Raw genomic sequence first — 26,186 nt, 5'->3', positions numbered from 1 at the left:
TGCCCCCGCATGCGCGTCGCGCTCGTCGCCCACCGACCCGTGCTCGGCAGCGTCAAGGACAATCTCGCCCACGTCCTCGACGTCGTGCGGCGCGAGGACGCGGACCTCGTCGCCTTTCCCGAGATGTACCTCTCGGGCTACGGCCTGCGCGACGGCATCCCGCTCGCCGCGGCCGAGACGGCCGAGGCCGTCCGCGCGATCCGCGACGCCGCGCGCGCGAAGGACATGACCGTCGTCGTGGGAGGGCCTCGGGAAGGCCGCGCGCGGGGCGTCGTGCACAACGCGGCCTACATCATCGGTCCCGGGCTCGAGGGCGCCTACGACAAGGTGTACCTCCCCACGTTCAGCGTGTTCGAGGAGGGGCATTGGTTCCGCGAAGGCTCGACGCTTCCCGTCTTCGAAACCCCGCACGGCCGCGTCGGCCTCGCGATCTGCTACGACCTCTTCTTCCCGGAGGTGACGAAGACGCTCGCGATGTCGGGCGCCGACATCATCGTCTGCATCAGCGCGTCCCCCGTCACGTCGAAGCGCTACTTCGAGGCCGTGATGCCCGCCCGGGCGATTGAAACGACCGCCTTCCTCCTCTACACGAACATCGCGGGCTTCCAGGACACCATCCCGTTCTGGGGCGGCGCCCAGGCGTGGGGTCCGAAAGGCGACCTCAAGGCGAGGCTTCCCGACGACGAGCCCGGTATCCTGCGCCTCGAGATCGACCTCGCCGAGGTCCGCGAGGCGCGCGCGAAGCGTCCGGCGCTGCGCGACACCCGGCCCGAGATCCTCCGCGCGCTGCTCGAGGCGGGCCGATAGTGCGCGTCGCCGCGCTGTTCTCGGGCGGCAAGGACTCGACGCTCGCGGCATGGGTCGCGCGCTCGCAGGGCTGGGACGTCACCCACCTCGTCACGGTCGTTCCCGCCCGCGACGACTCGTGGATGTTCCACGTCCCGAACCTCCACGTCGCGCCCGTCCTCGCCGAGGCGATCGGCCTCCCGCTCGTGACGATCGAGAGCGGTGGCGAAGCCGAGCGCGAGGTGGACGACCTCGCGCGCGGCCTCGAAGGCCTCGACGTGGACGGCCTCGTCGCGGGCGCCGTCGCGAGCGAATACCAGCGCGTCCGGGTCGAGCGCGTCGGGGAGCGGCTCGGCCTCAAGACCTTCACGCCGCTCTGGCACAAGCCGCCGCTCGAGATCCTCGACACGCTCATCGCGGGGGCCTTCGACGTGAGGTTCGTCGCGGCCAGCGCCGACGGCCTCGGCCCCGAGTGGCTCGGACGCCGTCTCACGAAGGAGTCGCGCGACGCGCTCGAGGCGCTCGCGCGGTCGAAGGGCATCAACCCAGCCGGGGAAGGCGGCGAATACGAGACCATCGTCCTCGACGGACCGCTCTTCCGTTCCCGCGTCGAGGTCACGCGCGCGACGCCCGAATGGCGGCGCGACCGCGGCGTCTGGCGCATCGAGGAGACGCGCCTCGTCGAGAAGGTCACGGCCGCGTGACGCGCTCGGCCTCCGACCGCGCCTCGCGCACGACCCGCGGCACGTCGAGCGTCGCGAACCGACCGTCCTCGTAGAGCACGCGGCCGCCCGCGACGACGAGGCGCGCGTCGTCGCCGCGCCCGGCGTAGACGAGCGCGCTCACGGGATCGTGGATCGGCGCCATCCGCGGCGCGTCCGTCGACCAGAGGACGAGGTCCGCGCGCTTGCCGGGCTCGATCGAGCCCGTCACGTCCCCGAAGCCGAGCGCCCGCGCGCCGTCGCGGGTCGCGAGGTCGAGCGCGCGCTCAGCCGGCACGACGGTCGGGTCCCACCGGTGGTTCTTCTGCGCGAGCGCCGCGAACTTCGCGCTCTCGAGGACGTCGAGCGTGTTGTTCGAGGCCGCGCCGTCCGTCCCGAGGCCGACCGCGACGCCCGCGGCGTCGAGCTCCGGAAGCGGCATGACGCCGCCCGTCGCGAGCTTCATGTTCGAGACGGGGCAGTGGGCGACGGACGCGCCGGCGGCCCCGATGCGGCGCGCCTCCTCCTTCGTCACCCAGCCGCAGTGGGCGAGGACGACGCCGTCGCGCAAGAGGCCCGCCCTCTCGAAGACCCCGACGGGACGTCGCCCGTTCCTCGCCTCGACGTCGAGCACTTCGCGCCTCGTCTCCGCGCAGTGCGTGAGGACGCGCAGGGGTCGCGCGCCGCCCAGCTCGTCCGCGAGCCCGGAGACCTTCGCAAGCGTCGCCTCCGAGCAGGCGTAGGTCGAGTGCGGCCCGAGCGCGGGCGTCACGAGAGCATCGTCCGCGAAGCGCTTCACGAACGCGCGGGCCTTCGACTCCATCTCCTCCACCTTGGCGTCGGGCGTGGGGAAGTCGAGGAACGTGTGCGCCTCGACCGCGTAAAGGCCCGCGCGACGCGTCTCCTCCGCGAGGGCCTCGGGGAAGAAGTACATGTCCGCGAAGAGCGTGGTGCCCGTGCGGATCATCTCGGCGAGGCCGAGCCGCATTCCCGCGCGCACCGCGCGCTCGTCGAGCCTGCGCTCGGCCGGCCAGATGCGGTCCTCGAGCCACCGCTCGAGCACGAGGTCGTCGCCGAGCCCTCGGAAGAGGGTCATCGGGACGTGCGTGTGCGCATTCACGAGGCCGGGCGTGACGAGGCCGCCCGCGGCGTCCACGACGCGGTCGGGGCGGGTCGCGCGGACCTCGCCGACGGCGGCGATGACGCCGTCCTCGACGAGGACGTCCCCGCGCACGACGCGGCGCGCGGCATCCTGGGTGAGGATCACGGCGTTCCGGACGAGAAGGGAACCCACGGGGCCGCAAGGCCCCGCGGGGGAGAAAAAACGATCGGGCCTATCGGACCGGGACCGCGGCGCGGCGCTCCTCGGTCGCGACGCGCTCGATCGACCGGGCCTCGATGAAGGGGTGGGCGCCGTCGCCCTTCACGCGGCCCGTCACGCGGACGGTCGCGCCCTGGAAGCCGGCAGCGCCCGCGTCCTTCGTGACCACGCTCACGGAACGACCTTCGCGGTCGGTGACCTTGAGCATCTTGCGGGACTGGTAGTCGACGAGGTCGCCCGCGGTGCCCGTGATCTCGACCATGCGGCCCGCGAACTCCCCGGCCTCCGCGACCGTGACGCGTTCGAAGTAGGGCTCGGCGGATTCCCAGAGGCGCTGGAATTCGGCCTTGAGGCGCGCGACGGCGGCTTCGTCGAGCGTGGAGGCGGCCCAGGTCTTCGGGCGGAGCGCCCCCGAGACGACGAGCACGCGGTCGTCGCCGATGACGACGTTCGTGTGCACTTCCGCGTGCGTGCGGACCTCGGCGCGCGCGAGCACGTCGGGAGGCACCGTGGCAAGCGAGGTCTTCGGGACGAGGATGCGCGCGCCGTCCGGGATGGCGACGCCCTCGCCGATGTACTCGGTCATGATGCGCGGGGGCGCGGCGCCCGGCGAGCGGACGTCGTCGACGCCCCAGAGGGGCGATACGCGCAGGGGCGCGCTCCTCACCTTGCGGACTCCGAGATTCAGGGCGATCGCGGTGGCGATCCCGCCCGCGGCCGCGCCGACGCCGATGCTGATCAAGTCGAGAGGCATCCCGATACCCGTGCTCGACTGCGCGTGAGCCTATCTAACCGTTGCGAATCGCTCCGCGGCTCACCCGTCGTGGCCCTCGCGGTGGCGGAGGCGGTGGTGGAACGGGTCGGCGTCGCCCGCGCGCTTGAGGACCATGTTCGTGCTCGTCGCCTTCGCGACGATCTTCCCCTCCTTGTTCTCGATCTCCGCCTCCGCGAACGCGAGCGTCCGGCCGCGGTTCACGACGCGCGCGAGGCATCTCAGCTTCCCGGAGAAGACCGGGCGGATGAAGTCGACCTTCATCTCCACGGTCGTGAACGTCTCGTCCTTGGCGAGGGTGCTGATGACCGCGAAGCCCATCGCGGCGTCCGCGAGGTCCGCGAGGATCCCTCCGTGGACCGAACCCATCGGGTTGTGGTGGCGCTCGTCCGCGACGAGCGTGAAGGTCGCGATGCCGGCCCCGACGCTCGCGAGGTCCATCCCGAGGAGCTTCGCGACGGGCGGGAGTTCGGCGGGGACCCTGAGCGTCTTGCGGACCTGCTCGTCGACGGGCACGGCTCCGCGACGGGCGGGCGAGGGCTAAGCCCTTGCGGCGCCCTCGGCCGCAAGCCGCGCGGCGAACGCTTCCCCCTCGAGGGCCGCGACGAGCGCGAGGAGGCCCTCCCGGCGGGCGCGCGCGCCGGGAAGGGTGGTGATCACGTGGCCGTCGACGACGACCGGGCCCGGCTCCACGGTCGCCCCGGAGGCGCGAAGGACCTCGCCCGGGGGGCCCGCGCCCGCGACGCGCCGGTCGCGGACGTGTCCCGCGCGCGCGACGAGCTGCGCTCCGTTCCCGAGCGCGCAGACCCGGCGACGTCCCGTGTCGAAGCGGGCGAGGGCGCGCAGGAGGGTCGCGTCCTCGAGCGTCGCGGGAAGGCGCGCGGGGTCGACGGCCGGGATAACGATGGCCTCGCTTCGCGCGAGGTCCCACCCGAGGCGGGAAGGAAGGACGCGCAGCCCGTGCGCGCCGAGCACCACGGGGTCGGCGGCGAGCAGCTCCGTCTCGAAGGAGGCGCCAAGGGCCCGCGCCGCGCGCAGGGTGTGGAACGCGAGGGCGGCGTCGGCCTCGTCGAAGCCCTCGGGAAGGAGAATGGAGAGAAGGCGCACGCGCCGCGAAGGTCCGCGGCGCGCCTAAAATCTTGGCTCAGGCCGAGCGCCGGTCGGGGCGCGCGAAGAGGCGCGCGAGGAATCCGCCGCGCGCGACGCGCTCCTCGAGGTCCGCGAGCCGGAAGACGGTGCCGCACGCGAGGCAGGAGAGGCGGTCCTTGATCGGCATCCGCGCGGTCTCCGGAGCGGGCTGCAGGATGTCCTGGGCGCAGTGGGGGCAGCGGCTGCCGATGAACGAGCGAAGGTCCGACATGGTGCTGTCGTCTCTCCTCCACCCTCTTGAACGCATCGCGCGTTCCCCTGTGGCGGACCGCCCCTGTGGACCGGTCGGGTCCTCACGTGCGGAGGACGATCTCGATGTTGACCGAGTCCGGGACCTGGATGCGCATGAGCTGGCGGAGGGCGCGCTCGTCGGCGTCGATGTCGATGAGGCGCTTGTGGACGCGCAGCTGCCAGTGGTCGTACGTCTCCGAGCCCTCGCCGTCGGGCGACTTGCGGGCGGGGACGACGAGGCGCTTCGTCGGGAGCGGGACGGGGCCGGACATGCGGACGCCCGTGCGCTCGGCGATGGTCTTGATCTGGATGCAGACGCTGTCGACCTTCTTGGGGTCGGTGCCGGCAAGGGAGATGCGGGCCGTGTGAGCCATGGTTTCGACCTCGAGGGGTTGCTGAAGGCCCCGAATTCCTTCCGGATCCCGGCTCTTCGGGCCCGGAACAACCTCGGGAGCAACCGCTGGAATCCGTGGTCCGTCTTATACCTTTGCTTCACAGGCGCAGGCGCTCGGCGCGCCCGCCTTCCCCCGGCATGAGGACCTCCACCGGCCACACGCGGACGACGTCGGCCTCGACGACCGGCGTCCTTCCCGGCGCGACGTGCGCCGTGCGCAAGGTCAGCGGGCACGTGACGAGGCTGTCCGCGCGCGGCCGGGGCGGAGCGCGCTCGTCCCCCGGGGCGAGGACCATGCGGAACGGGCCCTCGACCGTCGCGGGGACGCCCTCGCGGGGCTCGTCGCCGGCATCCGCGATGACGAGGACCGTGAGCCCTCCCGCGAAGAGCGAGGCGACGACGCGGCGCCGCGGCTCGGCGCCGAGGTCGCTCCGCGTCCACGTCTCCCGGGCCGCGTAGAGCACGCGGCCCGTCGCGCGGATGCGGCCGTCCACGAGGTGGAGGCGGTCCGGGGTTCCCGCGGGCTCCGCGCGCAGGCCGCCGGGGCCGGGCTCCGCGAGGATCTCGCCGCCGAAAAGGGCGCCCGGCGCGAGGTCGAACCCCGCCGCCTCGAACGAGAACCGCATGCCGCGCCCACGCGCGGCCTCGATGATGAAGATTCGCCTCGATAGGAGCCCGCCCGGGCTCGCGCGGGAATCCGGTCAAGGATTGTTGTACAGCCCTTCTCCAAGGCGCCACGTTCTTGCTCGCCCGCCCGCCTGCGACGTCGGGTGAAAGGGACCTTGGGCACCTTGGGAGAAAAGTACCTGGACCGCGCCCGACGGACGGTCGCTGAGTCGCTCATCCTTTCAGAGGTCGCGGCGGCCCCGCGACGCCGGGAGGACCTCCTTGCGCGCCTTTCCGCGTTCGACCCCGCGCTCGACCGCGACGTCGCCGAGGACAGCCTCGACCGGCTCCTGCGGGACGCGCGCGCCATCGAAACGGCGCGCGGCTTCGAGGCCACGTCCGAGGGACGCGAGGAGTGGGACGCGGCGCGCGACCTCCTCGCGCGCCTTGCGGCCGGATTCGCGCCGACGCCGCTTGCGTGATCACGCGGCCGACCGCGGCGCGGGCGCGAGCGATTCGAGCGGGAGCGTCGGCAGCTCGAGCGCGCTTCGCGCGTGGTCGAGCGTCACGAGACCGGGTTCCGTCGCGCCGCCGGCCTGCGACCAGTCCGCGAGGTCCGCCGAGCGGACTTCGAGGACGAGCTTGTGGCCCGCGAGGACGACGTGGTCCGCGGGAAGGAGCGAAAGCGCGTACGCGACGGGGGCGTTCGGCGGCACCGGCTCGTACCGCTCGTGCCCGAAGCGATGGGCCGCGTTCAGCCACCCGAACGTGAGGAGCGTCGAGGTTCCGTCGGGCGCGACGTCGCGGAGGTACGCCGCGAAGTAGGAGTTGTCCGCGCCCGCGAGCTTCGCGTTGAAGCGGAACACGCCCTTGCCCGACACGTAGAGAGGCTCGGCGAGCGGCTCCGACGCGAAGCGGACCGCGGTCGGCGTCGGCGCCATCGGGAGGAGGTTCGCGAGGACCGTCTTCGCGGGGAAGGCGAGATACGTGGATTCGCCCGCCCCGGACGCGTCCTGGAGCTTCCCGGACGCGAGGTGGAACGCGCGCGGCGTCGCGTGGGCCGGCGGCCACGATTCGGCCTCGCGCGCGAGGCCCTGCGGCGTGCGGACCTCGACGAGGGGTCCGTCCATGACGCCCGTCTCGATGCCCTTGAGCCAGTGGTCGAACCAGGCGCGCAGCGTGAGCTCCATGTCCGCGCGCACCGCGTGCTGGTGGTGCCAGGGGCCGTAGAAGGCGCGCTTCGGGACGTCGAGCGCGTCGAAGAAGCCGACGATCATCTCGCCCTTCACGTTCTCGTCCCAGAAGCCCTGCGTGTAGAACACGGGGACGTTGATCTCCTTCGCGCGCGCCGTGAAGTTGCGCTCCTTGTAGAACGCGTCGTAAAGCGCGCGCGGGTCGTTCGCGCGCGCCGCGAGCGTGACGTCGCAGAAGCCGTTCGCCGTGTGCGCGACCGTCGCGAGCGGGTTCCCGTCCTCGGGCGTCGTCTCCGTGCCGCCCTGCTGGTAGCTGCGCGGAGACCCGACGTTTTCGCCGTTCGGGACGCCGCCGAAGTGCCAGTCGGCCCACGTGTTCATGACGGGCGCGACGATCGCGATCGTCGTGAGGTGGGGCGGGCGCTGGACGGCCGCCTCGACGGGGGTCGTCGCCACGTAGCTCTGCCCGTAGAACGCGACCTTGCCGTCGCTCCACGGCTGCGCGGCGACCCACTCCACGAGGTCGTACTGGTCCTTCTGCTCCTTCGGACCCCATACCTCGACGCACCCTTCCGAGTTGCCGAAGCCGCGCACGTCCGCGACGACGACGGCATACCCGCGCGGCACCATCGCGAGGATGAGCGAATCCGACGGGCGGTTGCCCGCCGCGCGCGCATTGTAGTTGTACGGGCTCGACACGAGGATGGTCGGAACCTTCTCCTCGATAGCGGGGCGCGTGACCTCGACGTGGAGCTTCGCCCCGTCGACGCTTGCGGGCACCTTCACCGTCTCCGTCTCGAGCGCCTTGTGGATCGGGCGCGAGAGCCGGTCCCAGCGGATGAGCGCGGCGGACCCGTCGAGGGGCGCGGTGCTGAGGTTCACCGAGAGCACGAACGGTGCGGGCGCCGAGAGCGAATTCGACGCGCCGAGCATCGCCTTCCAGTCCTCGCCCGGCGACGCGACGCCGAGGCCCGAGCACGAGACGCGGCCCTTCGCGTCGACGAGGAAGCTCGCCGTCTTGTGGGTGTTGCAAAGGAGCCGCCCCGTCGAGTTGCCGACGACGCGCAGGTCGAGCGAGCGTCCGGCAGGAACCGTCGCGGTCGCCTCGACGTACGTGACGCCCTCCGGGACCGGGAACACGACGGGGACGCTCTTGCCCTCGATCACGCCCTCCCACACGAGGTTCAGGTCGCCGTTTTCGAGACGTGTCGCCTTCGCGCCCTCGACGACGAGTCCCTCGAGCAGGTCGACGCTTCCGGGGCGCAGGTCCTCATCGGCGGGCGCGAAGCACCCGGCGAGGGCGGCGGGAAGCGCGAGGAGAAGGGCGAGGACGATGGCGCGGGTCATCCCGCGCCGATCCCGCTCGGGCGTAGAAGTAGATTGTGGGCGACCTCGCCCCGACGTGGGGCCGGTATCTATATCTCCCGTTGGCCGACCTCGGGACCGAGGCCTGCCTGTGCGTATCGCATCGATGGCGCTGCTTCTCGTCCTGTCCCTGGTCGTCCCGTCGGTCCTCGCGCAGGACCCCTACCGCCTCGAAGCTGCGACGGACGTGTCCGTCGAGCTCGCCGAGCCTCCATCGTTCGAAGCCGACCTCGGACAGTCGAACTGCGTGAAGGCGGTGCATACGAGTGGCAGCGAGAGCTGCCCTCTGACCCCGACCCAGCTTTCGCACCCGCCGGTCGGCGTGCGCATCCTGGACAGCTACCATGCGAGCTTCGGCTACTTCGAGGCGCTGCGCTACGCGGATCCCGCGCTCGTCGGGCCCCCGAATACGGCGACGTCGGTGGACGGGGCGTACAAGGACGCGCACCGCGGCGACAGCCTCACGCGCCGCCTGGGCCTTCCCCCCACGATTCTGCCGGGCGCGGCGAAGTTCCACGCCTGGTTCGGCTTGTGGAACGACGCGAACGAGGACAACGTCATTCGATCCTCGCAGACGTCGTCCCGCTCCGTGGGGGCCCCCTGGTCCGGCGGGGACGGCAACGAATGGGTCATCATCAAGAGCGCGACCGCGAGCGGCGTCGTGGGCGCCGCCCTCGCGAGCTTCGTGGAACCCGGCAGCCACCCCAACCTGGCGTCCTACTCGCGTCCGCGCGAGACCCAGCCGGACTTCACCTACAAGCTCATCGGACAGAACGCTTTCTGGGACACCGGCTCGAACCAGGACGTGATGGTCTTCACGGAGGGGTCGCTCCTCCAGCGGATCACGGTCGTCACCGCGAACGACATCATTCTCCTCCCCGGCGAGGATCCCCGCTTCCCCTTCATCCCGCGCGACACCACGCTCGTCGACGTGGACCTGTACTCGGCGGTGGCCCCCGGCCCCGTCGCGGCCCTGTACGGGGCCGTCGCGGCGCCGTTCACGAACGCCGTGAGCAGCCCGAGCCTCGGGCTTTGCCCCAATCGGTGCCGGCCCGGACCCGTCCCGCTCGGCGACACGCCCCTCGGCGCGACCCTCGGGCCCGCCATGGGAGCCCTCTTCCCCCGCTACGAGCGCGAAACGGACCTCGGGAGCGGCAACAGCGCCGCCGGCCGCCACGCCGAGTTCGCGGCCGAAGCCCGCGGCTGGCTCGACCTCCTGCCCCGCACCGGCCTCGGCGCTTCGAGCATGGAGCGCGTCGGCACCCCCGACGGCGCGTCCGCGCCCGGCATCCTCGCGTTCGAGGTGCGCACGGGCATCTGGCGCGACTACAATGGCGACGGCTTCATCGGCATCGCGGCCGCCGACCCCTACGAGGGCGGGAGCCGACCGCTTCCCGATCAGTACGATGATTCCGCGGGCGAGTTCAACCCGATCGGCATCTCGACGCCCCAAGGGGGCCACAACTCGAACCTCACCCTCACGATCACGCCGCTCACCGTCTGGCCCACGCCCGGCGTCCTCCTCGTGGATCCGCCGGCGGTTCTCGGCGCGGCGTGCAAGGCGAACCCCACCCTGGACAACTGCGTCGGCGAGCCCCGTCGCATCCTCTATTCGGGGACGGATCCCATCACGATCCACCTCGCGAGCACGGCGAGCCCGTCGCAGGGCACCGTGGGGGTCTACACGTCGGCCCGCCACCTCGTGTTCCCGACCGGAACCCTCGAATCCGGCGTCCGCGCGTGCACCGAGATCGTGGGCGTGAAATACAACAGTCCGGACGGAATCGTGGTCGACACGGTGTTCGACTGCGACGTGATCCGGAGCCTCTGAAGGCCGGCCACGACCCTCATCCTCGCCGCCCGCGCGAGGCGCGTGCGGGGAAGGCGAGAACGTGCGGTGGGCCGAGGAGCGCGTCGTCGGCTCCCGAGGCCACCCCCTGTGCTCTTCCGTTTCAAGGGCCGGCCCACGGGCCCCATCGAGACCGAGGCGGGCCGTATCGAGGCGACGGGGAGGACGTCGACGAGCGCGTCGCGGACGTCCTCACGACGAACGAGGCCGGGAAGATCGCGCGCGACACGGTCGTGTTCGTGGTCCCCACGCTCCTCGAACAGGTGTGGCCGCGCCCGCGAAGGGCGCGCGGCCGCAGGGCGGGCGCGACGGCTGTCACGCGCGCGAGGACACGACAAAGTTCATGTCGACGGCCCCGGGCTGAGGTCCCGTGACGGCCGTCTTCCGAAGCCTCGCCTTCCTGGTCTCCGTCGCGTTCCTTTTTGCGGCCCCCGCGGGAACCGCCGGTCCCGTCGCGGCCTCGCCCTGGTGCGCGCCGTTCGAGAGCGCCTCCGACGACGCCGGGAGCGGTCGCGACGCGACCGAGTCGAGCCCTGTGGCCATCGCGGAAGGCACCTACGAGGGCTGCATCGGCAACGAGGAATCACCACCGTTCGCGGGATCTGCGTCCGATTTCTACACGTTCGGGGCGGTGGCGGGCCACCGCTACGACCTCACCGTCGACCGGACCGGGTGCGGCCGATTCCTCGTGTGGATATCGAACGCATATGCGGCCGAAGACCAGAATGGCGGCGACGGATGCGGGGCCCTGCGGGTGGCCTACGTCGCGAAGGGCACCGGCACGCACACGGTCCACCTGTGGCGCATCGAAGGGAACGGCGCCTACCGGTTGACCCTTGCCAAGGACTCGCCGGAGCCCCGATTCTGCCCGACCCCCCAGGACGACGGGGGTACGGGTCAGGACGCGGCCTCCTATACCGGTCCGTGGCTCGCGGCCGGTGCGTTCACGGGTTGCCTCGACCGCTACGACGACGAGGACGATTACCGGATCGATGTTCCCAAGGATCACCGCCTCGTCGTGCGGTTCGAGAGCGACGATTGCCGCGTGCGCTTCCACGCCGGCCTCGAGACCTACACGGGAATCTTCGTCTACGGTTGCGGCCCGCACGAGATCGACCTCGGCCGGGTCCATGGCACATACCATGTTACGGCGCGGACCACCGACGAGATCGGCACGGCGTATCGCTTCGCGATCGCGCTCCATCCCCTCGCGCCCCGGGCCTGCCTCGGGATCGGCGATGGCGGCACGTCATGGGACACGTCCCGCTACGGCCGCGTCCACCCCCTCGGCTTCGGCGGGACGACGGGATGCATCGACGACGTCGACCACGAGGACGCCTACGTGGCGACGCTGGACGCGGGCGAGCACGCGATCCTCACGATCCGGACGCGGGATTGCCGACCGATCGCCGCGAACGTCGAATCCGAAGGCGCCCTCGTGGTCGGATACTCGAGCGACGATCCCTGCGCCGTCCGCTGGCGCCTCCTCGGGGAAGCGGGTGCGAACTTCATGATCACGCTCTGGCGCGGGGAGACCGAAGGCGTGTACGATGTGACGCTCGAGCGCGAGGCGACGGGGTGCCCGTCGCTGCTTCTTGCGCCACCCATTGCCCGGGGCGTGCCGGAGCCCGCGTGTTTCGCCTGGCTCGCGGACACCCTGTAGGCTCCGCTGACGCGACGCGGCCGCGGCTCGTCCATCGAGGGTGAAAAGAAAGGACTGCCGCAGATCCCCTGCGGCGCGGGTCCCGGCCGAGGCCGGCGAATCGAGCGTTCAGCGCTCTTCGAGGTCGAGGCACCGCACGAACCTGCGGGTTCGTGCTCGCCTGGACCTCGCTTCGCGCTTCGCTGCGCTCAGCGCTCTTCGAGGTCCAGGCACAGGCCGGCGGCGACCGTCGTGCCCATGTCGCGGACCGCGAAGCGGGACATGTGGGGGATGTCCTTGGAGCGCTCGATCGCGAGGGGGCGCGAGGGCCGGATCTTCACGATCGCGATGTCGCCGGTCTTGAGGAACTGGGGGTTCTCCTCCTTGACCTGGCCCGTCTTCGGGTCCATCTTCTTCTGGAGCTCCTCGAACGTGCACGCGAGCTGGGCCGTGTGGATGTGGAACACGGGCGTGTAGCCGGCGGCGATGACCGAGGGGTGCTGCAGGACGGCGATCTGGGCGACGAAGGCCTTCGCGACCTTCGGGGGGTTGTCCGCCTTGCCGGCGACGTCGCCGCGGCGGATCGACTTCTTGTCGATGCCGCGGACGTTGAAGCCGACGTTGTCGCCGGGGACGGCCTGCTGGTGCTGCTCGTGGTGCATCTCGATCGACTTGACCTCACCCGTCGCGCCCGAGGGGTTGAAGATGATGGTGTCGCCGATCTTGAGGATGCCCGTCTCGACGCGGCCGACCGGCACCGTGCCGATACCCGTGATCGAGTAGACGTCCTGCACCGGGAGGCGGAGCGGGAGGTTCGTGGGCTTCGAGGGCTCCTTGAGGCCGTTCATGGCGTCGAGGAGCGTCGGGCCCTTGAACCAGCCCATCTCGGCCGGGGCCTTCGTGATGTTGATGCCCTTGTACGAGGAGCCGGGGATGATCGGAACGTTCTCCTTCTTGTAGCCGACCGTCCGGATGAGCGTCTCGATCTGCTCCTTGAGCGCGTCGAACTTCTTCTGGTCGAAGGCGGGCTGCAGCGCGTCCATCTTGTTGACGTACACGATGAGCTGCTCGACGCCGAGGGTCCTCGCGAGGAAGATGTGCTCCTTCGTCTGGGCCTCGATGCCCGAGACTGCGGAGATGACGAGCACGGCCGCGTCAGCCTGCGACGCGCCCGTGATCATGTTCTTGACGAAGTCGCGGTGGCCGGGGGCGTCGATGATCGTGAAGTAGTACTTGTTCGTCACGAACTTCTTGTGCGCGATGTCGATGGTGACGCCGCGCTCGCGCTCCTCCTTGAGGTTGTCCATGACGTAGGCGAATTCGAACCCGCCCTTGCCCTTCTCCTCCGCTTCCTTGCGGAGCTTCTCGATGATGTGCGCTTCGATGGTGCCCGTGTCGAGCAGGACGCGGCCGACAGTCGTGGACTTGCCGGCGTCGACGTGCCCGATGAACACGATGTTCATGTGCGGCTTCTCGGCCATGGTGGATTCCTCCTATCTCGACGTGATTCCCGACTTCAGGCGCCACGCCGGCTGAAGCCGCGCGGGGTAGGCTCGGACACGCAGCGCCCGGGAGAATTCCCGGCCGCAGGCCCTCGCAGCCGCGCGGTATCGGCCGCTGGAACCCCCCGCCCGTATTTGAAGATTCCCATTGCAGGCCCGGGAAGCCTTAGGACCCTCCCGTCCCTCGTGAAGATGGGGGAGAGGACTTGGAAGCCTACGTGCTCGTCGACGCCTTGCCCGGCCAGGTGGACGCCGTGCTCGAACGGCTCGGTCGCGATCCGACCGTGCTCGAGCGGCATCACGTCCATTACGGCCATTTCGAGATCCTGGTCAAGATCCGCGCGCCGGACCACCGGGCCGTGCAGGCCTTCGTGCTCACGAGCCGGTTCGCGAAGGGTGTCGAGATGGTCCGCGAGGTCGCGCGCGAGGAGGTCTCCGCCATCCTCGCGAGCGAGGAATCCGGCCCCGTCGCCTGACAAGGGCCCCGGTCCATCGCGCGCCTGCGCTCCTTCCGGGTTCGCCCGGCTCCCGGCGTCGCTGGCCCTTGAGGGCCCTCGCGGGATCGTCGGATGGCGACGGGCGACGGCGCGCGTCACAGCGATTCTCGACATGGGCGAGGTCGAGCGCGGCTCCGTCTTCCGCGGCCCGCGCGGTTGAGCGAAGGCGCAATCAGCGGCGGCGCTTCGCGGCGGGCTTCTTGGCGCCGCGCTTCGGCGTCGCCTTCGCGCCGCGCTTCGCTCTCTTCGCGGCCGGGCGCGCCGCCGTCTTCTTCGCGGGCTTCTTCGGCTTCGCGCCGGAGCGCCCTTCGATGTTCGCGATGATGGCGGCCGCGAAGGCGCTCGCCTTCACGGGCTCGACGCCCATCTCGCGCGCGAGGTCGTACGTGACGGTCTTCTGCTTCACCGTCTTCTCGAAGTTCTGCCGGACGAGGGCCGCGGCCTCCTTCCACCCGAGGTACTCGAGCATCATGACGCCCGAGAGGATGACGGAGCCGGGGTTGACCTTGTCCTGACCCGCGTACTTGGGCGCGGTGCCGTGTGTCGCCTCGAAGACCGCGTACCCGTCGCCGATGTTCGCGCCGGGCGCGATGCCGAGGCCGCCGATCTGGCCCGCGGCCGCGTCCGAGAGATAGTCGCCGTTGAGGTTCGCGGTCGCGAGGACCGAGTACTGGTCCGTGCGCGTGAGGAGCTGCTGGAACATGTTGTCGGCGATGATGTCCTGGACGAGGATCTTGCCCGCCGGGACCTTGCCGCCGTGGTTCTTCTGCACTTCCTCCCACGTGACGCACTGGGCGCGGAACTCCGTCGTCGCGACCTCGTAGCCCCACGCGAGGAACGCGCCCTCGGTGAACTTCATGATGTTGCCCTTGTGCACGAGCGTGACGGAGGGCAGCCGGTTCTCGATCGCGTGTCGGATCGCCTTGCGCACGAGGCGCTTCGAGCCTTCCTCGCTCATCGGCTTCACGCCGAGGCCGACCTTGTCGCCGCGGAACTTGCCGGGCTTCACGCCGAGCTCCTTCACGAGGAACGAGCGGAGCTTCTCGGCTTCCGCGGACCCGGCCTGGAACTCGATGCCCGCGTAGACGTCCTCGGTGTTCTCGCGGAAGAGCACGATGTTCATCTTCGCGGGCTCGCGCACGGGCGCGGGCACGCCGGGCACGTAGTAGACGGGGCGCACGCACGCGTAGAGGTCGAGCTCCTGGCGCAGCGCGACGTTCAGGGACCGGATGCCCTTCCCGACGGGCGTCGTGAGCGGGCCCTTGATGCCGACGACGTATTCGCGGAAGGCCTCGAGCGTCTCCTTCGGGAGCCACTCGCCCGTCGCGTTGAACGCGGCTTCGCCGGCCCACACCTGCTTCCATTCGATCGCGCGTCGGCCGTCGTACGCCTTCGCGACCGCCGCGTCGAGGACGGGCCGGGCCGCGCGCCAGATGTCGGGGCCCGTGCCGTCGCCCTCGATGAACGGGATCACGGGGCGGTCGGGGACGTCGAGGGATCCGTCCGGGCGGATCGTGATGCGGGCGCCGGGCATGGGCGGCCGATCCCCCGTGGGGGTATTTCAACCTTGGCGCGGGCGGTCCCCGTCGTGACGGGCGGCGTGGACGAAGGCTCCGACGCCGAGGACCACGAGCAGGTAGCCGGCCGCGGTGGGCGCGGCCACCGTGAGGTCGTTCTCGGGAAGCGCGGTGAGCCAGCGCGTCGCATCCGCGATCGCGGAGACGGCGATGCCCGCCACGAGCAGGAAGGCGCCCATCTGGAACACGAGTCTTTTCCGGAGGAGGCGCTCGAGGGCGGCCTGCGTCCGCGCGGGCGTCGCAAAGCGCGCGGCGAAGAGGACGACGAGGCCGAGGAGCGCGGCCGCGATGAAGGCCTGCGCGAGGAGGGCGTCCTGGGCCGTCACGCGGGAGCCCCCCGGGCGTCGGCGAACGTCGCGCGGGCGAGGCAGAAGACGCCGTAGACGAAGAACGGATACGCCGCGAGCTTGAGCCACGACGCGGGATCGAGGCCCCCGAGGGCCGCGAGGAGATAGCTCGCGACGAGCGCCGCGAGGCCGGCCGCGGCCGCAAGCGCCGAGCGGCGGACCTCGCCGTGCCGCGAGACCATTCTGCGGAGCGAGTCCTCCGCGCGCGCCTTGGTGGCGAACGACGTGAACCAGGCCGCGTAGGCGCCGGCCAGGACGAGATCCATGACGGGAAAGAGCACGTCGGGAGCGGGCATCCTTGCAGGCGATTCTTCAAGGCCTGCTATAAGAACGCATGCGTCCCGGGTGGATTTCCCTTCATGAACCCGTCCCAGCGAACGTCATGGGCCCGGCAGGGTCCCGCGATAATACGGCCCGTGGGGGGGCGGCGAGGCCTCGAGCGCGACGAGGGCGTCGGGACCGTCCTCGCGCACCGCGTGGAGGCCGACCCCGGCGTCGGGGTTGACGACGTGCGCGCCCGTCTCGAGATCGAAGGTCCACGCGTGCCAGGGGCACGTGAGGAGGCGCCCCGCGAGCGTCCCTTCCGAAAGAGGGCCGCCCCGGTGGGGGCACCGCTCGTCGAAGGCGCGGAGCTTCCCGCCCGCCCGCGCGAGGGCGAGACGGCGTCCCGCGGCCTCGGCGACGAGGCGGTCGCCTTCCCCGAGCCGCGCGCCGTCCGGGATGCGCACCCAATCGGCCATGCGCGCCTCAGATCGTCGCGACGGTGGGGTCGACGTCGCGGGCCCAGGCGAGGATGCCGCCTTCGAGGTTCTTGACGTTGCGGAAGCCGAGGCCCCGCAGCGTCTCCGTCGCGCGGGCGCTGCGCGCGCCCGAGCGGCAGTAGACCACGACCTCGCCCGTCTGCGGGATCTCGGAAGCGCGGGCGACGACCTCGCCGAGCGGCACGTGCATCGCGCCCGCGATGCGCCCGATCTCCCATTCGTGCGGCTCGCGGACGTCCACGAGCGTGAGGTCGGCCTTCGCCTCGCGGCGCGCGTGGACGTCGCGCGGCGCGATCGCGGGCACGCCCGAGGGAATCGCGTCCTCGTGGGCGCGGACGCCGCAGAATTCCTCGTAGTCGATGAGGCCCGTGAGCGTGGGCTTCGCGCCGCACGCGGGGCAGTCGGGGTTCTTGCGCAGCGAGAGCGTCGTGAATTCCATCCCGAGCGCGTCGAAGAGCAGGAGGCGCCCCGCGAGCGACTCGCCGATGCCGAGGATCTGCTTCACGGTCTCGACGCCCTGGATCGTGCCCATGACGCCGGGGAGGAGACCGAGGACGCCGCCTTCGGCGCAGCTCGGCACGAGGCCGGGCGGCGGCGGCGCGGGGTAGAGGCACCGGTAGCAGGGTCCGTCTCGCGTCGCGAACACGGACGCCTGGCCTTCGAAGCGGAAGATGCTCGCGTAGACGTTCGGCTTGCCCGAGAGGACCGCGGCATCGTTCGCGAGGTAGCGCGTCGGGAAATTGTCCGTGCCGTCCACGAGGATGTCGTAGCCGGCGAGGAGGTCGAGCGCGTTCGCGCTCGTGAAGGTCGTGTCGTGGACGTCCACCTCGATGTGGGGGTTGAGCGAGCGCAGGCGCGCGGCCGCCGCCTCCGCCTTCGGTCGTCCGACGTCCGAGGCCGAGAAGAGCACCTGCCGGTGCAGGTTCGAGGCCTCGACGCGGTCGAAGTCGACGAGGCCGATGCGGCCCACGCCCGCGGCCGCGAGGTAGAGCGCGGCCGGCGCGCCGAGGCCGCCCGTGCCGACGAGGAGCACCTTCGCGCGCTTGAGCTTCTCCTGTCCCTTGAGGCCGACCTCGGGGAGGATGAGGTGACGCGCGTAGTAGGCCGTCTCGTCGCGGCCGAGGATCCCGACGCCGCCCGCGCCCTTCGCGGGGACTGCGCCGCCCGCGACCGCGGGCACGATCATGACGACGTCCCCGTCGGCGACGGGGGTCGCGTCGTTCTGGCGCGTGCGCACGTCCTCCTGGTTGACGTACACGTTCACGAACGGACGCAGCCGTCCACGCTCGTCGAAGAGGTGCCCGCGCAGGCCTTCGTGCTTCGCGACGAGGCGGCGGAGGACCTCGCCGACGTTCGCGCCTTCGACCTCGACGACGGCCTGGTGGCCGGCGTACGGGCGAAGGGGCGTGGGGAGTCGGACCTTGGGCATGATGACCGCTCCTCCTGAGCGCGCCGCCCCATAAAGGATTGACGGCCCCCGAACGGGGTTTCCGCGCTCACGCCTGAAGGATCTTCGGCAGGGCCTCGACGAAGGCGGAGTTCGTGTACGCTTCCGCGCCCGCAGCCTCGGCCGCGCGTCGCGTCGCGACGTCCACGTGGCTGTGGAAGCCGACGACGCGCACGCCGCGCGGCAGATGCGCGAGGGCGCCGGGCGCGTGGAGGTCCACGAGCGCGAGGTCGAAGCCGCCCGAGGCCGCCTTCGCGGCGAGGTCCGGCCCGTTCGACGCGAACACGACCTCGACGCCCGCGGCCGAGGCCGTGCCGCGCACGCGCGATCGGAAGAGCAGGTCGGGAACGTAGGCAAGGACGCGCTTCACGCAGGCGGGAAGGCGGACGGCCAGAAAAGCCCAGCGACGAGGCGGCCGCAACCCTCAACCCGCCGGGCGTGGACCGGGCCTATCATGCCGACCGTGGACAAGAGCATCGAGGTCGCGGCGCCCGTCGATCGCGTCTACAACCTCTGGACCGACTTCGAGCGCTTCCCGAGCTTCATGGAGAACGTCGAGGAGGTGCGCCGCACGGGACCCGATGCGACGCACTGGCGCGTCGAGGCGGCGGGCCAGACGGTCGAATGGGACGCGCGGACGACCGCGCTCGAGCCGAACCGACGCGTCGCATGGCAGGCCGTCGGCGGTTCCGGGCAGTCCGGCGAGGTCCGCTTCGAGCCCGTCGGCGCGGGGAAGACGCGCGTGAGCGTCAAGATCGACTGGGCGCTTCCCTCCGGCGTGAAGCAGGCCGTGGTCGACGCGCTCGGCGTCGACGAGCGTCTCGTCGAGCGCGACCTCGAAGCCTTCCGCCGCCTCGCGGAATCGCCGTCAGGCGTCCGCTGACGGCGGCGCGCCCGCGAGGATCGCGTCGCGCAGGGCCGCCGCCATGAAGGGCAGGTGGCGGCCCGAGCGTCGCGCGGGCAGGAGCACGCGCACGTCGCCCTTCGGGTGGTTGACGCCGAGAAGCCCGACGCCCGCCTGGTCGAAGACGGGGGCGTGCATGACGCCCGCCGCGACGAGCAGCGGAAGGGCGACGAAGGCCCGGTCGGCGCCCACCTGGTAGGCGGTCGCCTGCCGGAAGGCGCCGCGCCAGTCGTCGAGCTTGAGCTCGACCGCCACCACCTCGTCCGCGCGCGCCGCGACGACGTCCGCGAGCCGGCCGTTCACGGGCACCTCCGTCGCGAGCGTGTAGCCTTCGGCCGCGAAATGGGCGAGGACGGGCGCGAGGAGGCCCGACTCGAAGCGGGGGCGGAACGCGCTCACGCCCGGCGGACAGGCGAGGGGGCACATAAGGGGCGGGGCGAGCGCGGCGAAACGACCCGGCGCGGTCCGAAACCCTCATGGCGGGCGCGAGGATTGGCCGCGCGTGCTCACGGTCGTCCTCGCGGAGAGCGAACTCGAGCTCGTGCCCGAGCGGCTCAAGCACCACCCCGCGATGCAGAAGGCGGCGGGCCGGCGCGGCGAGCGCGCGGGCCGCACGATCCTGGACGCGTCCGTCCATCACGACGCGCTGCGCGGGTTCCCCGACGGGATGCGGCGCGGCCGGCCGGACATGGTCCACTTCTTCCTGCTCCTCGGCCTCGACTCGGTGCTCAACAAGGCCGGCGGCCTGCGACTGCTCGTGCACACGCGGAACGACGAGCTCATCCGCGTCTCGCCGGAAACGCGCATCATGCGCAACCAGCCGAGGTTCATCGGGCTCATGGAGCAGCTCTACCGCTTCGGCGTCGTCCCGCAGGACCCGCCGCTCTTCCGGCTTGAACGCGGGTGGACGCTCGAGCGCGTCATCCGCGAGGAGGCGAAGGGGCCCGTCGTCGCGCTCTCCGAGGAGGCGAGGCGCGTGAATCCGCACCGCTACTTCTCGGAGAAGGCGCGCGCGGGCGACCTCACGCTCGTGCTCGGCGGCTTCCCGAAGGGCGATTTCCGGACGGACGTGCGGAAGCTCGCGACGGAGACGGTGAGTCTCCACCCCGAGAGCCTGAGCATCTGGACCGTGATGACCGAGGTCCTCGCGGCGTGGGAGGACGGCTCGGGACTCTTTCCCGAGTGATCACTTCCCGGCGCCGAGTTCCTTCCAACCCTTCGCGAAGCGCTGGATCGCGGTGACGTTCCCCACGAGGGCGAACCAGGCGAGCAGGAGCGTCATCGGGCTCGCGTCCCACGGAAGGTGGATGTCGGACACGAACACGTACCACGCGACGAACGGCATCGCCATGAGGAGGACGAGCCGGTCGGCGCGGCCGAGGAGGCCGCCGTAGTCGCGGCCGAGGCCGAGCGCCTGCGCCTGCGTTCCCATGTAGCTCGTGAGGAGGACGCCGCTCACGGCGCCGAGGCCCCAGTACACGTTGCCCACGGGCGAAAGCGCGAGGCCGCCGAGGATGAAGACGTCCGCGTAGCGGTCGATGACGTGGTCGAGGTAGTCGCCGCGGCGCGTCTCCTGTTTCGTGAGGCGCGCGAGCTTCCCGTCGAGGGCGTCGAGGAGCGCGTTCGCCGCGACGAGCGCGCCAGCAACGAGCATGAGCTCGGGCCGTTCGCGCGTCGCGACGAAGAAGACGCCGCCCGCAAGCGCCGCGAAAACGAGCGAAACGACCGAAAGCGCGTTCGGGGTGATGCCGACGCGGTGGAATCCCATCGCGATCGGCGAGATGAACCAGTCCAGGTTCTTGCGGTACTGATCGAGGACCAGGGAAACTCTCTCCGGCGGACGGCGGCCCTCAAAGCCACGGAAGCGCGTCGAGGGGCCAGGCGACGGAACCCACCGCGCGCCATTTGAAGCCTTCGCCGCTTGCGCGCCCGCCCGCGTCCACGGCCTCCCACACGGCCGCCGCGACGGCCTCGGGCGGCATCGTCGTCGCGTCGAGCTCGAGCGCCCAGGGCTTCTCGTCCGGCGCAAGCGGGCCGTCGCACGCGTCGCCCCCGAAATGGTCGCGCACCTCGGCGGCAAGGACGTCGAGCGCCTCCGCCTCCACGTTCTCGCGCACCTTCGCCTCGCTCCAGCCGCGCGCCGAGAGGCGCCGGTGGAGCGTCGCGGGATCGACGCGCAGGAGGAGGCAAGCGTCGACGTCGAGGTGGTGCGCGAGGTGGCTTTCCACGAGGACCGTCGTTCCGGCCGGCACGTCCGCGTGCGCGAGGCGGAACGCGCGCCGCATGCGCCGCGTGTCCACCTCGAACGATCCGCGCGCGGGGTCGCGCTCCGCAAGAAGGCCCGCTTCGGCGAGCCAGTCGCCGAGGTGCACGACGCGCGCGCCCGGCCTCAGGCGGCCCGCGAGGTCCGAGACCGTGGTCTTGCCGACGCCGGGCGTTCCGGTAAGCGCGACGAGCATCGCGTCACGCGCCGTCGCGCCGCGCGAGCGCCGCGGCGACGAGGCCGCGGAAGACGGGCGCGGGGTGGCGGGGCCGGCTCTTGAACTCGGGGTGGAACTGCGTGCCCACGAAGTACGGGTGGCCGGGCAGCTCCGCGATCTCCATGAGGTCGCCCGTGGGGTCGCGGCCCGAGAAGCGGAGACCCGCGTGCTCGATCTTCGAGATGTAGCTCGGGTTCACCTCCCAGCGGTGGCGATGGCGCTCGTGGACGACGGGCGCGCCGTAGAGATCGCGCGCCTTCGTGCCGTCCGCGATGCGGACCTCGCTCGCCCCGAGCCGCATCGTCGCGCCCTTGGCCTCGTCCGCGGTGTGGCCGGGAAGGAGATCGATGACGGGCGCGGTGGTCTTCGGATTGAGCTCCGTCGAGTTCGCGTCCGCAAGACCGAGCACGTGACGCGCGTACTCGACGACCGCGAGCTGGAAGCCGAAGCAGATGCCGAGATACGGGACCTTGCGCTCGCGCGCGTGCCGCACGGCCCGGATCTTGCCTTCCGACCCGCGCGGGCCGAAGCCGCCGGGCACGAGGATGCCGTGCACGTCCGCGAACACCTCGTCCGTCGGGACGTCCCCCTCGAGCGCCTCGGAGTCGACCCACTTGACCTCGACCTTGCAGCTCGCCTCGGCGCCCGCGTGCACGAAGGCCTCGCGGATGCTCACGTACGAATCGTGGAGGTCCGTGTACTTGCCGACGACCGCGATGCGCACCACGCCGCGGTGGGGCTGCACGATGTTCTCGACGAACGCGCGCCACTCGCGCAGGTTCCGGCCGTGCGTGCGGAGGCCGAGGCGGTCGACGAGCCAGTCGGCGACGCCCTGCTCCTCGAGGAGGAGCGGAACCTCGTAGATGCTCCGCGCGTCGGGGGCGCTGATGACGGCCTCGACCGGCACGTTGCAGAAGAGCGCGAGCTTCTGCTTGGTCTTCGGCTCGAGAACTTCCGTCGAGCGGCAGACGAGCATGTCGGGGTCGATGCCGACGCGCCTGAGCTCCATGACGCTGTGCTGCGTGGGCTTCGTCTTCTGCTCGCCGACCGCGCCCATGATGGGGATGAGCGTCGTGTGGACGAACGCGACCGAGCGGCGGCCCTCGTCGAGCTGGAGCTGACGGAGCGCTTCGAGGAAGGGCGCGGATTCGATGTCGCCGACCGTGCCGCCGGCCTCGACGAGGCACACGTCCGCGCCGGAGGCGGAGGCGACGCGCTTCACGTGCTCCTTGATCTCGGTCGTGATGTGCGGGATGACCTGCACGGTCTTCCCGAGGTAGTCGCCGCGGCGCTCGCGGTCGATGACGGTCTTGAACACCTTGCCGGTGGTGAGATTGTTCTCGCGCGAGGTCGAGACGTTCAGGAAACGCTCGTAGTTTCCGAGGTCCTGGTCGACCTCGCCGCCGTCGTCCAGCACGAACACCTCGCCGTGCTCGAACGGGTTCATCGTCCCGGCGTCGACGTTGACGTAGGGATCGATCTTGACCGCGGTCACCTTGAGGCCACGGGCCTTGAGAAGACGTCCGATCGAGGAGGTGGTGATGCCTTTCCCGAGTCCGGACAGGACGCCGCCCGTGACGACCACGTACTTCATGGACTTCACGGGAACCGACGATCCGCGAACCCGCACTTAACTCCTTCCCCGGCTCACTCGTGCAGGTGGCGCAGGTCGACCGCCGCCTCGAAGGCGGCGACCTCCTCGGACAGGCGCGCGTCGTCCCAGCCGAGGACGGGGGCGATGAGCGCGGCGACGTCGGGCGCGACGTGGCGTCCTTCGCAGGGCGCGTGGCCGAGGAGCGTGCGGCGCAGGATCACGTCCGCAAGCGTATGGGCCGCCTCGTGGCGGGCCGCGAAGACGGCCTCCGCCTTGAGGGTCGGCGAATGCGCGCACACGGTCGACGAGAGCGTCGGGTCCTGGTCGGCGAGGGCGAGCACGGCGCCCGCGCGCCGCCCGTAGACCCTCGCGAGGTGCTCGAGGGAGGCGACCGGGAACCCGGGTCGCTTCGCCGCGGCCTCGGCGACCCACGCGGCCTGGCCGTCCGGGTCGAGCGCGCCGGGCAGGGGCGCTTTCCCGGTGTCGCACGCGGCGCGCACCTTGAGCGCCTTCGCGACCTTGTCGACGACCTCCTCGGCGACGCCGCGGTACGGCGTGATCTTGCCGCCGACGATCGAGAAGAGGCCGTGGACGCCCTCCTTCGCGTGGTCGATCACGAAATGCTTGCGCGTCACCGCGCCCTCCTTCACCCCTTCCACGTTGAGAAGGCTGCGGACGCCCGCCCACGTGAACTGGACGCCCGAGACGTCGGCGCCCGGAATGATGCGGCGCGCGCTTTCGACGAGGTAGTCGACCTCCTCGCGGGTCGCCGCGACCTTGTCGAGGTCGCCGGCGTAGTCCGTGTCGGTCGTGCCGACGAGCGTGCGCCCGAGCCAAGGGATGGCGAAGAAGAGGCGCCCGTCCTCGGCAAAGAGCACGACCGCGTGCCTCACGACGGGCGGCACGACGATGTGGATGCCCTTCGTCATGCGCAGGCGCTTGTCCTCCACGTGCACGTCGAGGACGTTCAGCCACGGCCCCGTCGCATTCACGACGGTCTTCGCGCGCACGACGTCCTCGCGGCCCGAGAGGCGGTCCTTCACGCGCACGCCCGCGATCGACGTGCCCTCGCGCACGAAGTCGAGCACAAGAAGGTGGTTCACGACGACCGCGCCGTGCGCGGCCGCGTCGAGAGCGTTCTCGAGGCACAGCCGCTCGACGAGCGGCACCTGCGCGTCGTAGTAGAGGAGCGCGCCGTCGAGCCCCTCGGGGTTGAGCGAAGGCTCTTCGGCGAGCGTCTCGTCCTTCGAGAGGAAACGGTGCGCGGGCATCCGCTTGTCGTAGGAGAGCGCGTCGTAGAGCGTGAGGCCCGCCTTGAGCTTCGTCTTGCCCGGCGAGATGCCCTTGTAGAGCGGAACGAGAAACGCGAGCGGCTCGACGAGGTGCGGCGCGTTCCTGAGGAGCATCTCGCGTTCGCGCAGCGACTCCCGCACGAGCCCGAAGTCGAGCATCGCGAGGTACCTGAGGCCGCCGTGGATGAGGCGCGTGGAGCGGCCGGTCGTTCCGTAGCCGAAGTCCTCCTTCTCGAGAAGCGCCACCTTGAGGCCGCGGCGGGCCGCGTCGCGCGCGACGCCCGTGCCGTTGATGCCGCCGCCGATGACGACGAGGTCGAACTCCCGTCCGGCGAGGTCCTGGGGCCGGCGGGCCAGGGAGACTTCGGGATCGTGGCTCGCGGTGGACGGCACAGCGCTACAGCGAGGAATCCGGGGTCGCGCTCTTAAGCGTGTCGCGTTCGACCGAAGCGAGGTCGAAGGCCGTCGCGCGGGGTTCCACCGAGGGCCCGGCCGTGTCGAGGATGCACCACGCCGCTTCCGCGACGCGTCGGCCCCGCGGATCGCGCGCCCGCCCGACGGACCCGCACCAGACGACGAGACGCTCGCCCACGCGGCGCGTCGCGACGCGCGGCGCGTGGCCGAGGACGAGCACGTCGGCGCGCGCCGCGTCGAGATGGCGGGCAAGGAGCGTGTCGTCCGAGTCGAGCGGGACGCGCTCGAACGGCGAGGCCGAGGAACCGTGCGCGAGGACGACGCGGCGGCCGTCCGCGACGAGACGGCGCGTGGGCGGCCGCGCCCCGAGTCGGCGCTGGTCCGCGGCGGGAAGCGTCGCGCGGAGGCGCTCGACGACGGCCTCGAACGCCGCGCGGTCGGCCGCGAGCGGGAAGGCGTCGCGCGGCACGCGGGCCTCGCCGAAGGCCGCGGCCTCGAAGGATCCGAGGAGCCCTTCGAGACGGCGTTTCCCGGAGAGTCCGGCGCATTCGGTGGGGTGCGGCCCGAACCCCACGAGGTTCCCGAGGTCGAAGGTCTCGTCCAGCGTCTCGCGCCGGAGGGCGGCGAGGACGGCCTCGAAGGCGGGCAGGTTCGCGTGGACGCCGGCGAGGAGCGCGAGGCGCACGCGGGCGGGGAGGCGTCGCGGCACGATGAGCTTTCGCCGCGGCGCGAAACGCTTTTGTCGCGCCGGCCCTTCATCGGGGCGTCATGACGGACACGACGGAAGCCGCGGGCGACCCCGCCGCCCCGGCCGCGGGCCCGGACGAGGCCCGCGCCCGCTTCGAAACGGACCTCGCGGCGGCGCGCGCCGAGGTCGAGAAGGCCCGCGCCGAGGCCGCCGAGCACCTGGACCGGCTGCGCCGCCTCCAGGCCGACTTCGACAACTTCCGCCGCCGCGCGCGGAAGGACGTCGACGAAGCGCGCGAGAAGGGCCGCGAGGCGATGCTCCTCCCGTTCCTCGCCATCCTCGACAACGTGGACCGGGCCCTCGAGCAGTCCGGGTCCGAGGAGGCGCTCTACGAGGGCGTGCGCCTCATCTTCCGCGACATGCGCGCGCTCCTCGAGAAGGAGGGCATCGAGCGCATCGACACCGAAGGGCATCCCTTCGACGCGAACGTGCACGAGGCCGTCATGCGCGAGGAGACGGACGCCTATGCCCCCGGCGTGGTCATCAAGGAGCTCGAGCGCGGATACCGCCTGCGCGGCCGCGTCCTGCGTCCCGCGAAGGTGAAGGTCGCCGCGGCGCGGCCCGCGCCCGACGAAACGGCCGACGAGCCCGCGGGCGAGCCGTGACGTTTATAT

The 26,186-nt window shown here is 71.4% G+C and carries 30 protein-coding genes; 9 read left to right on the top strand and 21 right to left on the bottom strand.

Annotated features, from left to right (window positions below):
• The first annotated feature begins 9 nt into the window (after nt 1–9).
• Both VM889_05510 and VM889_05505 read left to right on the top strand, forming a co-directional pair.
• The gene (locus VM889_05510) at nt 10–807 is read left to right on the top strand and encodes a carbon-nitrogen hydrolase family protein (GenBank protein HVL47993.1); all 798 of its coding nucleotides are present in this window, start codon (nt 10–12) and stop codon (nt 805–807) included.
• Complete coding sequence (locus VM889_05505) at nt 807–1,490, top strand: TIGR00289 family protein (GenBank protein ID HVL47992.1); 684 nt, start codon at nt 807–809, stop codon at nt 1,488–1,490. Before VM889_05510 ends, VM889_05505 begins: the two co-directional genes overlap by 1 nt.
• On the opposite strand, the gene VM889_05500 is transcribed toward VM889_05505, so the two are convergent.
• From VM889_05500 to VM889_05470, 7 genes are all read right to left on the bottom strand, one after another.
• Nucleotides 1,477–2,781: an amidohydrolase gene (locus tag VM889_05500; GenBank protein ID HVL47991.1), complete on the bottom strand. Its 1,305-nt coding sequence runs from the start codon at nt 2,779–2,781 to the stop codon at nt 1,477–1,479. The two genes, VM889_05505 and VM889_05500, sit on opposite strands and share 14 nt — an antisense overlap.
• 40 nt (nt 2,782–2,821) lie before the next feature.
• The gene (locus VM889_05495; protein HVL47990.1) at nt 2,822–3,562 is read right to left on the bottom strand and encodes a hypothetical protein; all 741 of its coding nucleotides are present in this window, start codon (nt 3,560–3,562) and stop codon (nt 2,822–2,824) included.
• Between the two features lie 60 nt (nt 3,563–3,622).
• Nucleotides 3,623–4,096, bottom strand: a complete 474-nt coding sequence (locus VM889_05490) for a PaaI family thioesterase (GenBank protein HVL47989.1) — start codon at nt 4,094–4,096, stop codon at nt 3,623–3,625.
• A 24-nt stretch (nt 4,097–4,120) separates the two neighbouring features.
• Nucleotides 4,121–4,687, bottom strand: coding sequence for a DJ-1/PfpI family protein (locus tag VM889_05485; GenBank protein HVL47988.1), 567 nt, complete (start codon nt 4,685–4,687; stop codon nt 4,121–4,123).
• Between the two features lie 37 nt (nt 4,688–4,724).
• Nucleotides 4,725–4,940 carry a hypothetical protein gene (locus tag VM889_05480; protein ID HVL47987.1) on the bottom strand — a complete coding sequence of 72 codons (216 nt, stop codon included), beginning with the start codon at nt 4,938–4,940 and terminating at the stop codon, nt 4,725–4,727.
• An 82-nt stretch (nt 4,941–5,022) separates the two neighbouring features.
• Nucleotides 5,023–5,334: a 30S ribosomal protein S10 gene (gene rpsJ / locus VM889_05475; protein HVL47986.1), complete on the bottom strand. Its 312-nt coding sequence runs from the start codon at nt 5,332–5,334 to the stop codon at nt 5,023–5,025.
• 118 nt (nt 5,335–5,452) lie between these two features.
• The gene (locus tag VM889_05470) at nt 5,453–5,980 is read right to left on the bottom strand and encodes a hypothetical protein (GenBank protein HVL47985.1); all 528 of its coding nucleotides are present in this window, start codon (nt 5,978–5,980) and stop codon (nt 5,453–5,455) included.
• A 144-nt stretch (nt 5,981–6,124) separates the two neighbouring features.
• On the opposite strand from VM889_05470, the gene VM889_05465 reads away from it, so the two are divergent.
• Complete coding sequence (locus VM889_05465; protein HVL47984.1) at nt 6,125–6,442, top strand: hypothetical protein; 318 nt, start codon at nt 6,125–6,127, stop codon at nt 6,440–6,442.
• Here VM889_05465 and VM889_05460 read toward each other — a convergent pair whose 3' ends face one another.
• Nucleotides 6,443–8,500 carry a CocE/NonD family hydrolase gene (locus VM889_05460; protein HVL47983.1) on the bottom strand — a complete coding sequence of 686 codons (2,058 nt, stop codon included), beginning with the start codon at nt 8,498–8,500 and terminating at the stop codon, nt 6,443–6,445.
• Between the two features lie 109 nt (nt 8,501–8,609).
• Here VM889_05460 and VM889_05455 point away from each other — a divergent pair, with 109 nt between their 5' ends.
• Complete coding sequence (locus tag VM889_05455) at nt 8,610–10,349, top strand: hypothetical protein (GenBank protein ID HVL47982.1); 1,740 nt, start codon at nt 8,610–8,612, stop codon at nt 10,347–10,349.
• Nucleotides 10,350–10,737: 388 nt separating this feature from the next.
• Complete coding sequence (locus VM889_05450; GenBank protein ID HVL47981.1) at nt 10,738–12,030, top strand: hypothetical protein; 1,293 nt, start codon at nt 10,738–10,740, stop codon at nt 12,028–12,030.
• Nucleotides 12,031–12,218: 188 nt separating this feature from the next.
• Here VM889_05450 and tuf read toward each other — a convergent pair whose 3' ends face one another.
• Nucleotides 12,219–13,490 carry a translation elongation factor EF-1 subunit alpha gene (gene tuf / locus VM889_05445; protein HVL47980.1) on the bottom strand — a complete coding sequence of 424 codons (1,272 nt, stop codon included), beginning with the start codon at nt 13,488–13,490 and terminating at the stop codon, nt 12,219–12,221.
• Nucleotides 13,491–13,717: 227 nt separating this feature from the next.
• Here tuf and VM889_05440 point away from each other — a divergent pair, with 227 nt between their 5' ends.
• Nucleotides 13,718–13,987, top strand: a complete 270-nt coding sequence (locus VM889_05440; GenBank protein HVL47979.1) for a hypothetical protein — start codon at nt 13,718–13,720, stop codon at nt 13,985–13,987.
• Nucleotides 13,988–14,180: 193 nt separating this feature from the next.
• On the opposite strand, the gene icd is transcribed toward VM889_05440, so the two are convergent.
• The 6 genes from icd to VM889_05410 form a co-directional block, all read right to left on the bottom strand.
• Nucleotides 14,181–15,542 carry an isocitrate dehydrogenase (NADP(+)) gene (gene icd, locus VM889_05435; protein HVL47978.1) on the bottom strand — a complete coding sequence of 454 codons (1,362 nt, stop codon included), beginning with the start codon at nt 15,540–15,542 and terminating at the stop codon, nt 14,181–14,183.
• Between the two features lie 27 nt (nt 15,543–15,569).
• Nucleotides 15,570–15,911: a hypothetical protein gene (locus VM889_05430; GenBank protein ID HVL47977.1), complete on the bottom strand. Its 342-nt coding sequence runs from the start codon at nt 15,909–15,911 to the stop codon at nt 15,570–15,572.
• Entirely contained in the window at nt 15,908–16,228 is a 321-nt protein-coding gene (locus tag VM889_05425) for a hypothetical protein (protein HVL47976.1), read from the bottom strand. The genes VM889_05430 and VM889_05425 overlap by 4 nt, the downstream gene beginning before the upstream one ends.
• Before the next feature lie 84 nt (nt 16,229–16,312).
• On the bottom strand, nt 16,313–16,672 hold the full coding sequence (locus tag VM889_05420) for a Rieske 2Fe-2S domain-containing protein (protein HVL47975.1): 360 nt from the start codon (nt 16,670–16,672) through the stop codon (nt 16,313–16,315).
• Between the two features lie 7 nt (nt 16,673–16,679).
• Nucleotides 16,680–18,122 (bottom strand): molybdopterin-synthase adenylyltransferase MoeB, encoded by a 1,443-nt coding sequence (gene moeB, locus VM889_05415; protein ID HVL47974.1) that lies wholly within the window; start codon nt 18,120–18,122, stop codon nt 16,680–16,682.
• Nucleotides 18,123–18,189: 67 nt separating this feature from the next.
• Nucleotides 18,190–18,510 carry a hypothetical protein gene (locus VM889_05410; GenBank protein HVL47973.1) on the bottom strand — a complete coding sequence of 107 codons (321 nt, stop codon included), beginning with the start codon at nt 18,508–18,510 and terminating at the stop codon, nt 18,190–18,192.
• A gap of 84 nt (nt 18,511–18,594) precedes the next feature.
• Here VM889_05410 and VM889_05405 point away from each other — a divergent pair, with 84 nt between their 5' ends.
• The gene (locus tag VM889_05405; protein ID HVL47972.1) at nt 18,595–19,023 is read left to right on the top strand and encodes an SRPBCC family protein; all 429 of its coding nucleotides are present in this window, start codon (nt 18,595–18,597) and stop codon (nt 19,021–19,023) included.
• Here VM889_05405 and VM889_05400 read toward each other — a convergent pair.
• On the bottom strand, nt 19,009–19,443 hold the full coding sequence (locus VM889_05400; protein ID HVL47971.1) for a hypothetical protein: 435 nt from the start codon (nt 19,441–19,443) through the stop codon (nt 19,009–19,011). The two genes, VM889_05405 and VM889_05400, sit on opposite strands and share 15 nt — an antisense overlap.
• 103 nt (nt 19,444–19,546) lie before the next feature.
• On the opposite strand from VM889_05400, the gene VM889_05395 reads away from it, so the two are divergent.
• Nucleotides 19,547–20,230 (top strand): 16S rRNA methyltransferase, encoded by a 684-nt coding sequence (locus VM889_05395; GenBank protein ID HVL47970.1) that lies wholly within the window; start codon nt 19,547–19,549, stop codon nt 20,228–20,230.
• Here the strand turns inward: VM889_05395 and VM889_05390 are convergent, their stop codons facing one another.
• The 5 genes from VM889_05390 to VM889_05370 form a co-directional block, all read right to left on the bottom strand.
• Entirely contained in the window at nt 20,231–20,812 is a 582-nt protein-coding gene (locus VM889_05390; protein ID HVL47969.1) for a CDP-alcohol phosphatidyltransferase family protein, read from the bottom strand.
• An 82-nt stretch (nt 20,813–20,894) separates the two neighbouring features.
• Nucleotides 20,895–21,503, bottom strand: a complete 609-nt coding sequence (locus VM889_05385; protein HVL47968.1) for an adenylate kinase family protein — start codon at nt 21,501–21,503, stop codon at nt 20,895–20,897.
• Nucleotides 21,504–21,507: 4 nt separating this feature from the next.
• A complete protein-coding gene (pyrG, locus tag VM889_05380; GenBank protein ID HVL47967.1) occupies nt 21,508–23,118 on the bottom strand; it encodes a CTP synthase (glutamine hydrolyzing) in 1,611 nt (536 codons plus the stop codon).
• Nucleotides 23,119–23,171: 53 nt separating this feature from the next.
• On the bottom strand, nt 23,172–24,803 hold the full coding sequence (gene glpD, locus VM889_05375; protein HVL47966.1) for a glycerol-3-phosphate dehydrogenase: 1,632 nt from the start codon (nt 24,801–24,803) through the stop codon (nt 23,172–23,174).
• Between the two features lie 4 nt (nt 24,804–24,807).
• A complete protein-coding gene (locus VM889_05370) occupies nt 24,808–25,509 on the bottom strand; it encodes a metallophosphoesterase family protein (protein ID HVL47965.1) in 702 nt (233 codons plus the stop codon).
• An 83-nt stretch (nt 25,510–25,592) separates the two neighbouring features.
• Between VM889_05370 and VM889_05365 the strand changes: the two genes are divergently transcribed.
• Nucleotides 25,593–26,177: a nucleotide exchange factor GrpE gene (locus VM889_05365; GenBank protein ID HVL47964.1), complete on the top strand. Its 585-nt coding sequence runs from the start codon at nt 25,593–25,595 to the stop codon at nt 26,175–26,177.
• Nucleotides 26,178–26,186 lie beyond the last annotated feature (9 nt).

This window comes from Candidatus Thermoplasmatota archaeon (assembly GCA_035540375.1).
GTDB lineage: Archaea > Thermoplasmatota > SW-10-69-26 > JACQPN01 > JAJPHT01 > DATLGO01.
Note: the sequence above shows the minus strand (reverse complement) of the source record. Positions and strands in the feature narration are given on the sequence as shown.

Coding starts and splice junctions, on each gene's coding strand:
- VM889_05420 (HVL47975.1), bottom strand. CDS start 16,672: ATGGCCGATTGGGTGCGCATCCCGGACGGCGCGCGGCTCGGGGAAGGC.
- VM889_05385 (HVL47968.1), bottom strand. CDS start 21,503: ATGCTCGTCGCGCTTACCGGAACGCCCGGCGTCGGCAAGACCACGGTC.
- VM889_05390 (HVL47969.1), bottom strand. CDS start 20,812: ATGGGATTCCACCGCGTCGGCATCACCCCGAACGCGCTTTCGGTCGTT.
- rpsJ (HVL47986.1), bottom strand. CDS start 5,334: ATGGCTCACACGGCCCGCATCTCCCTTGCCGGCACCGACCCCAAGAAG.
- icd (HVL47978.1), bottom strand. CDS start 15,542: ATGCCCGGCGCCCGCATCACGATCCGCCCGGACGGATCCCTCGACGTC.
- VM889_05495 (HVL47990.1), bottom strand. CDS start 3,562: ATGCCTCTCGACTTGATCAGCATCGGCGTCGGCGCGGCCGCGGGCGGG.
- pyrG (HVL47967.1), bottom strand. CDS start 23,118: ATGAAGTACGTGGTCGTCACGGGCGGCGTCCTGTCCGGACTCGGGAAA.
- VM889_05425 (HVL47976.1), bottom strand. CDS start 16,228: ATGCCCGCTCCCGACGTGCTCTTTCCCGTCATGGATCTCGTCCTGGCC.
- VM889_05405 (HVL47972.1), top strand. CDS start 18,595: ATGCCGACCGTGGACAAGAGCATCGAGGTCGCGGCGCCCGTCGATCGC.
- VM889_05510 (HVL47993.1), top strand. CDS start 10: ATGCGCGTCGCGCTCGTCGCCCACCGACCCGTGCTCGGCAGCGTCAAG.
- VM889_05470 (HVL47985.1), bottom strand. CDS start 5,980: ATGCGGTTCTCGTTCGAGGCGGCGGGGTTCGACCTCGCGCCGGGCGCC.
- VM889_05365 (HVL47964.1), top strand. CDS start 25,593: ATGACGGACACGACGGAAGCCGCGGGCGACCCCGCCGCCCCGGCCGCG.
- VM889_05480 (HVL47987.1), bottom strand. CDS start 4,940: ATGTCGGACCTTCGCTCGTTCATCGGCAGCCGCTGCCCCCACTGCGCC.
- tuf (HVL47980.1), bottom strand. CDS start 13,490: ATGGCCGAGAAGCCGCACATGAACATCGTGTTCATCGGGCACGTCGAC.
- moeB (HVL47974.1), bottom strand. CDS start 18,122: ATGCCCAAGGTCCGACTCCCCACGCCCCTTCGCCCGTACGCCGGCCAC.
- VM889_05460 (HVL47983.1), bottom strand. CDS start 8,500: ATGACCCGCGCCATCGTCCTCGCCCTTCTCCTCGCGCTTCCCGCCGCC.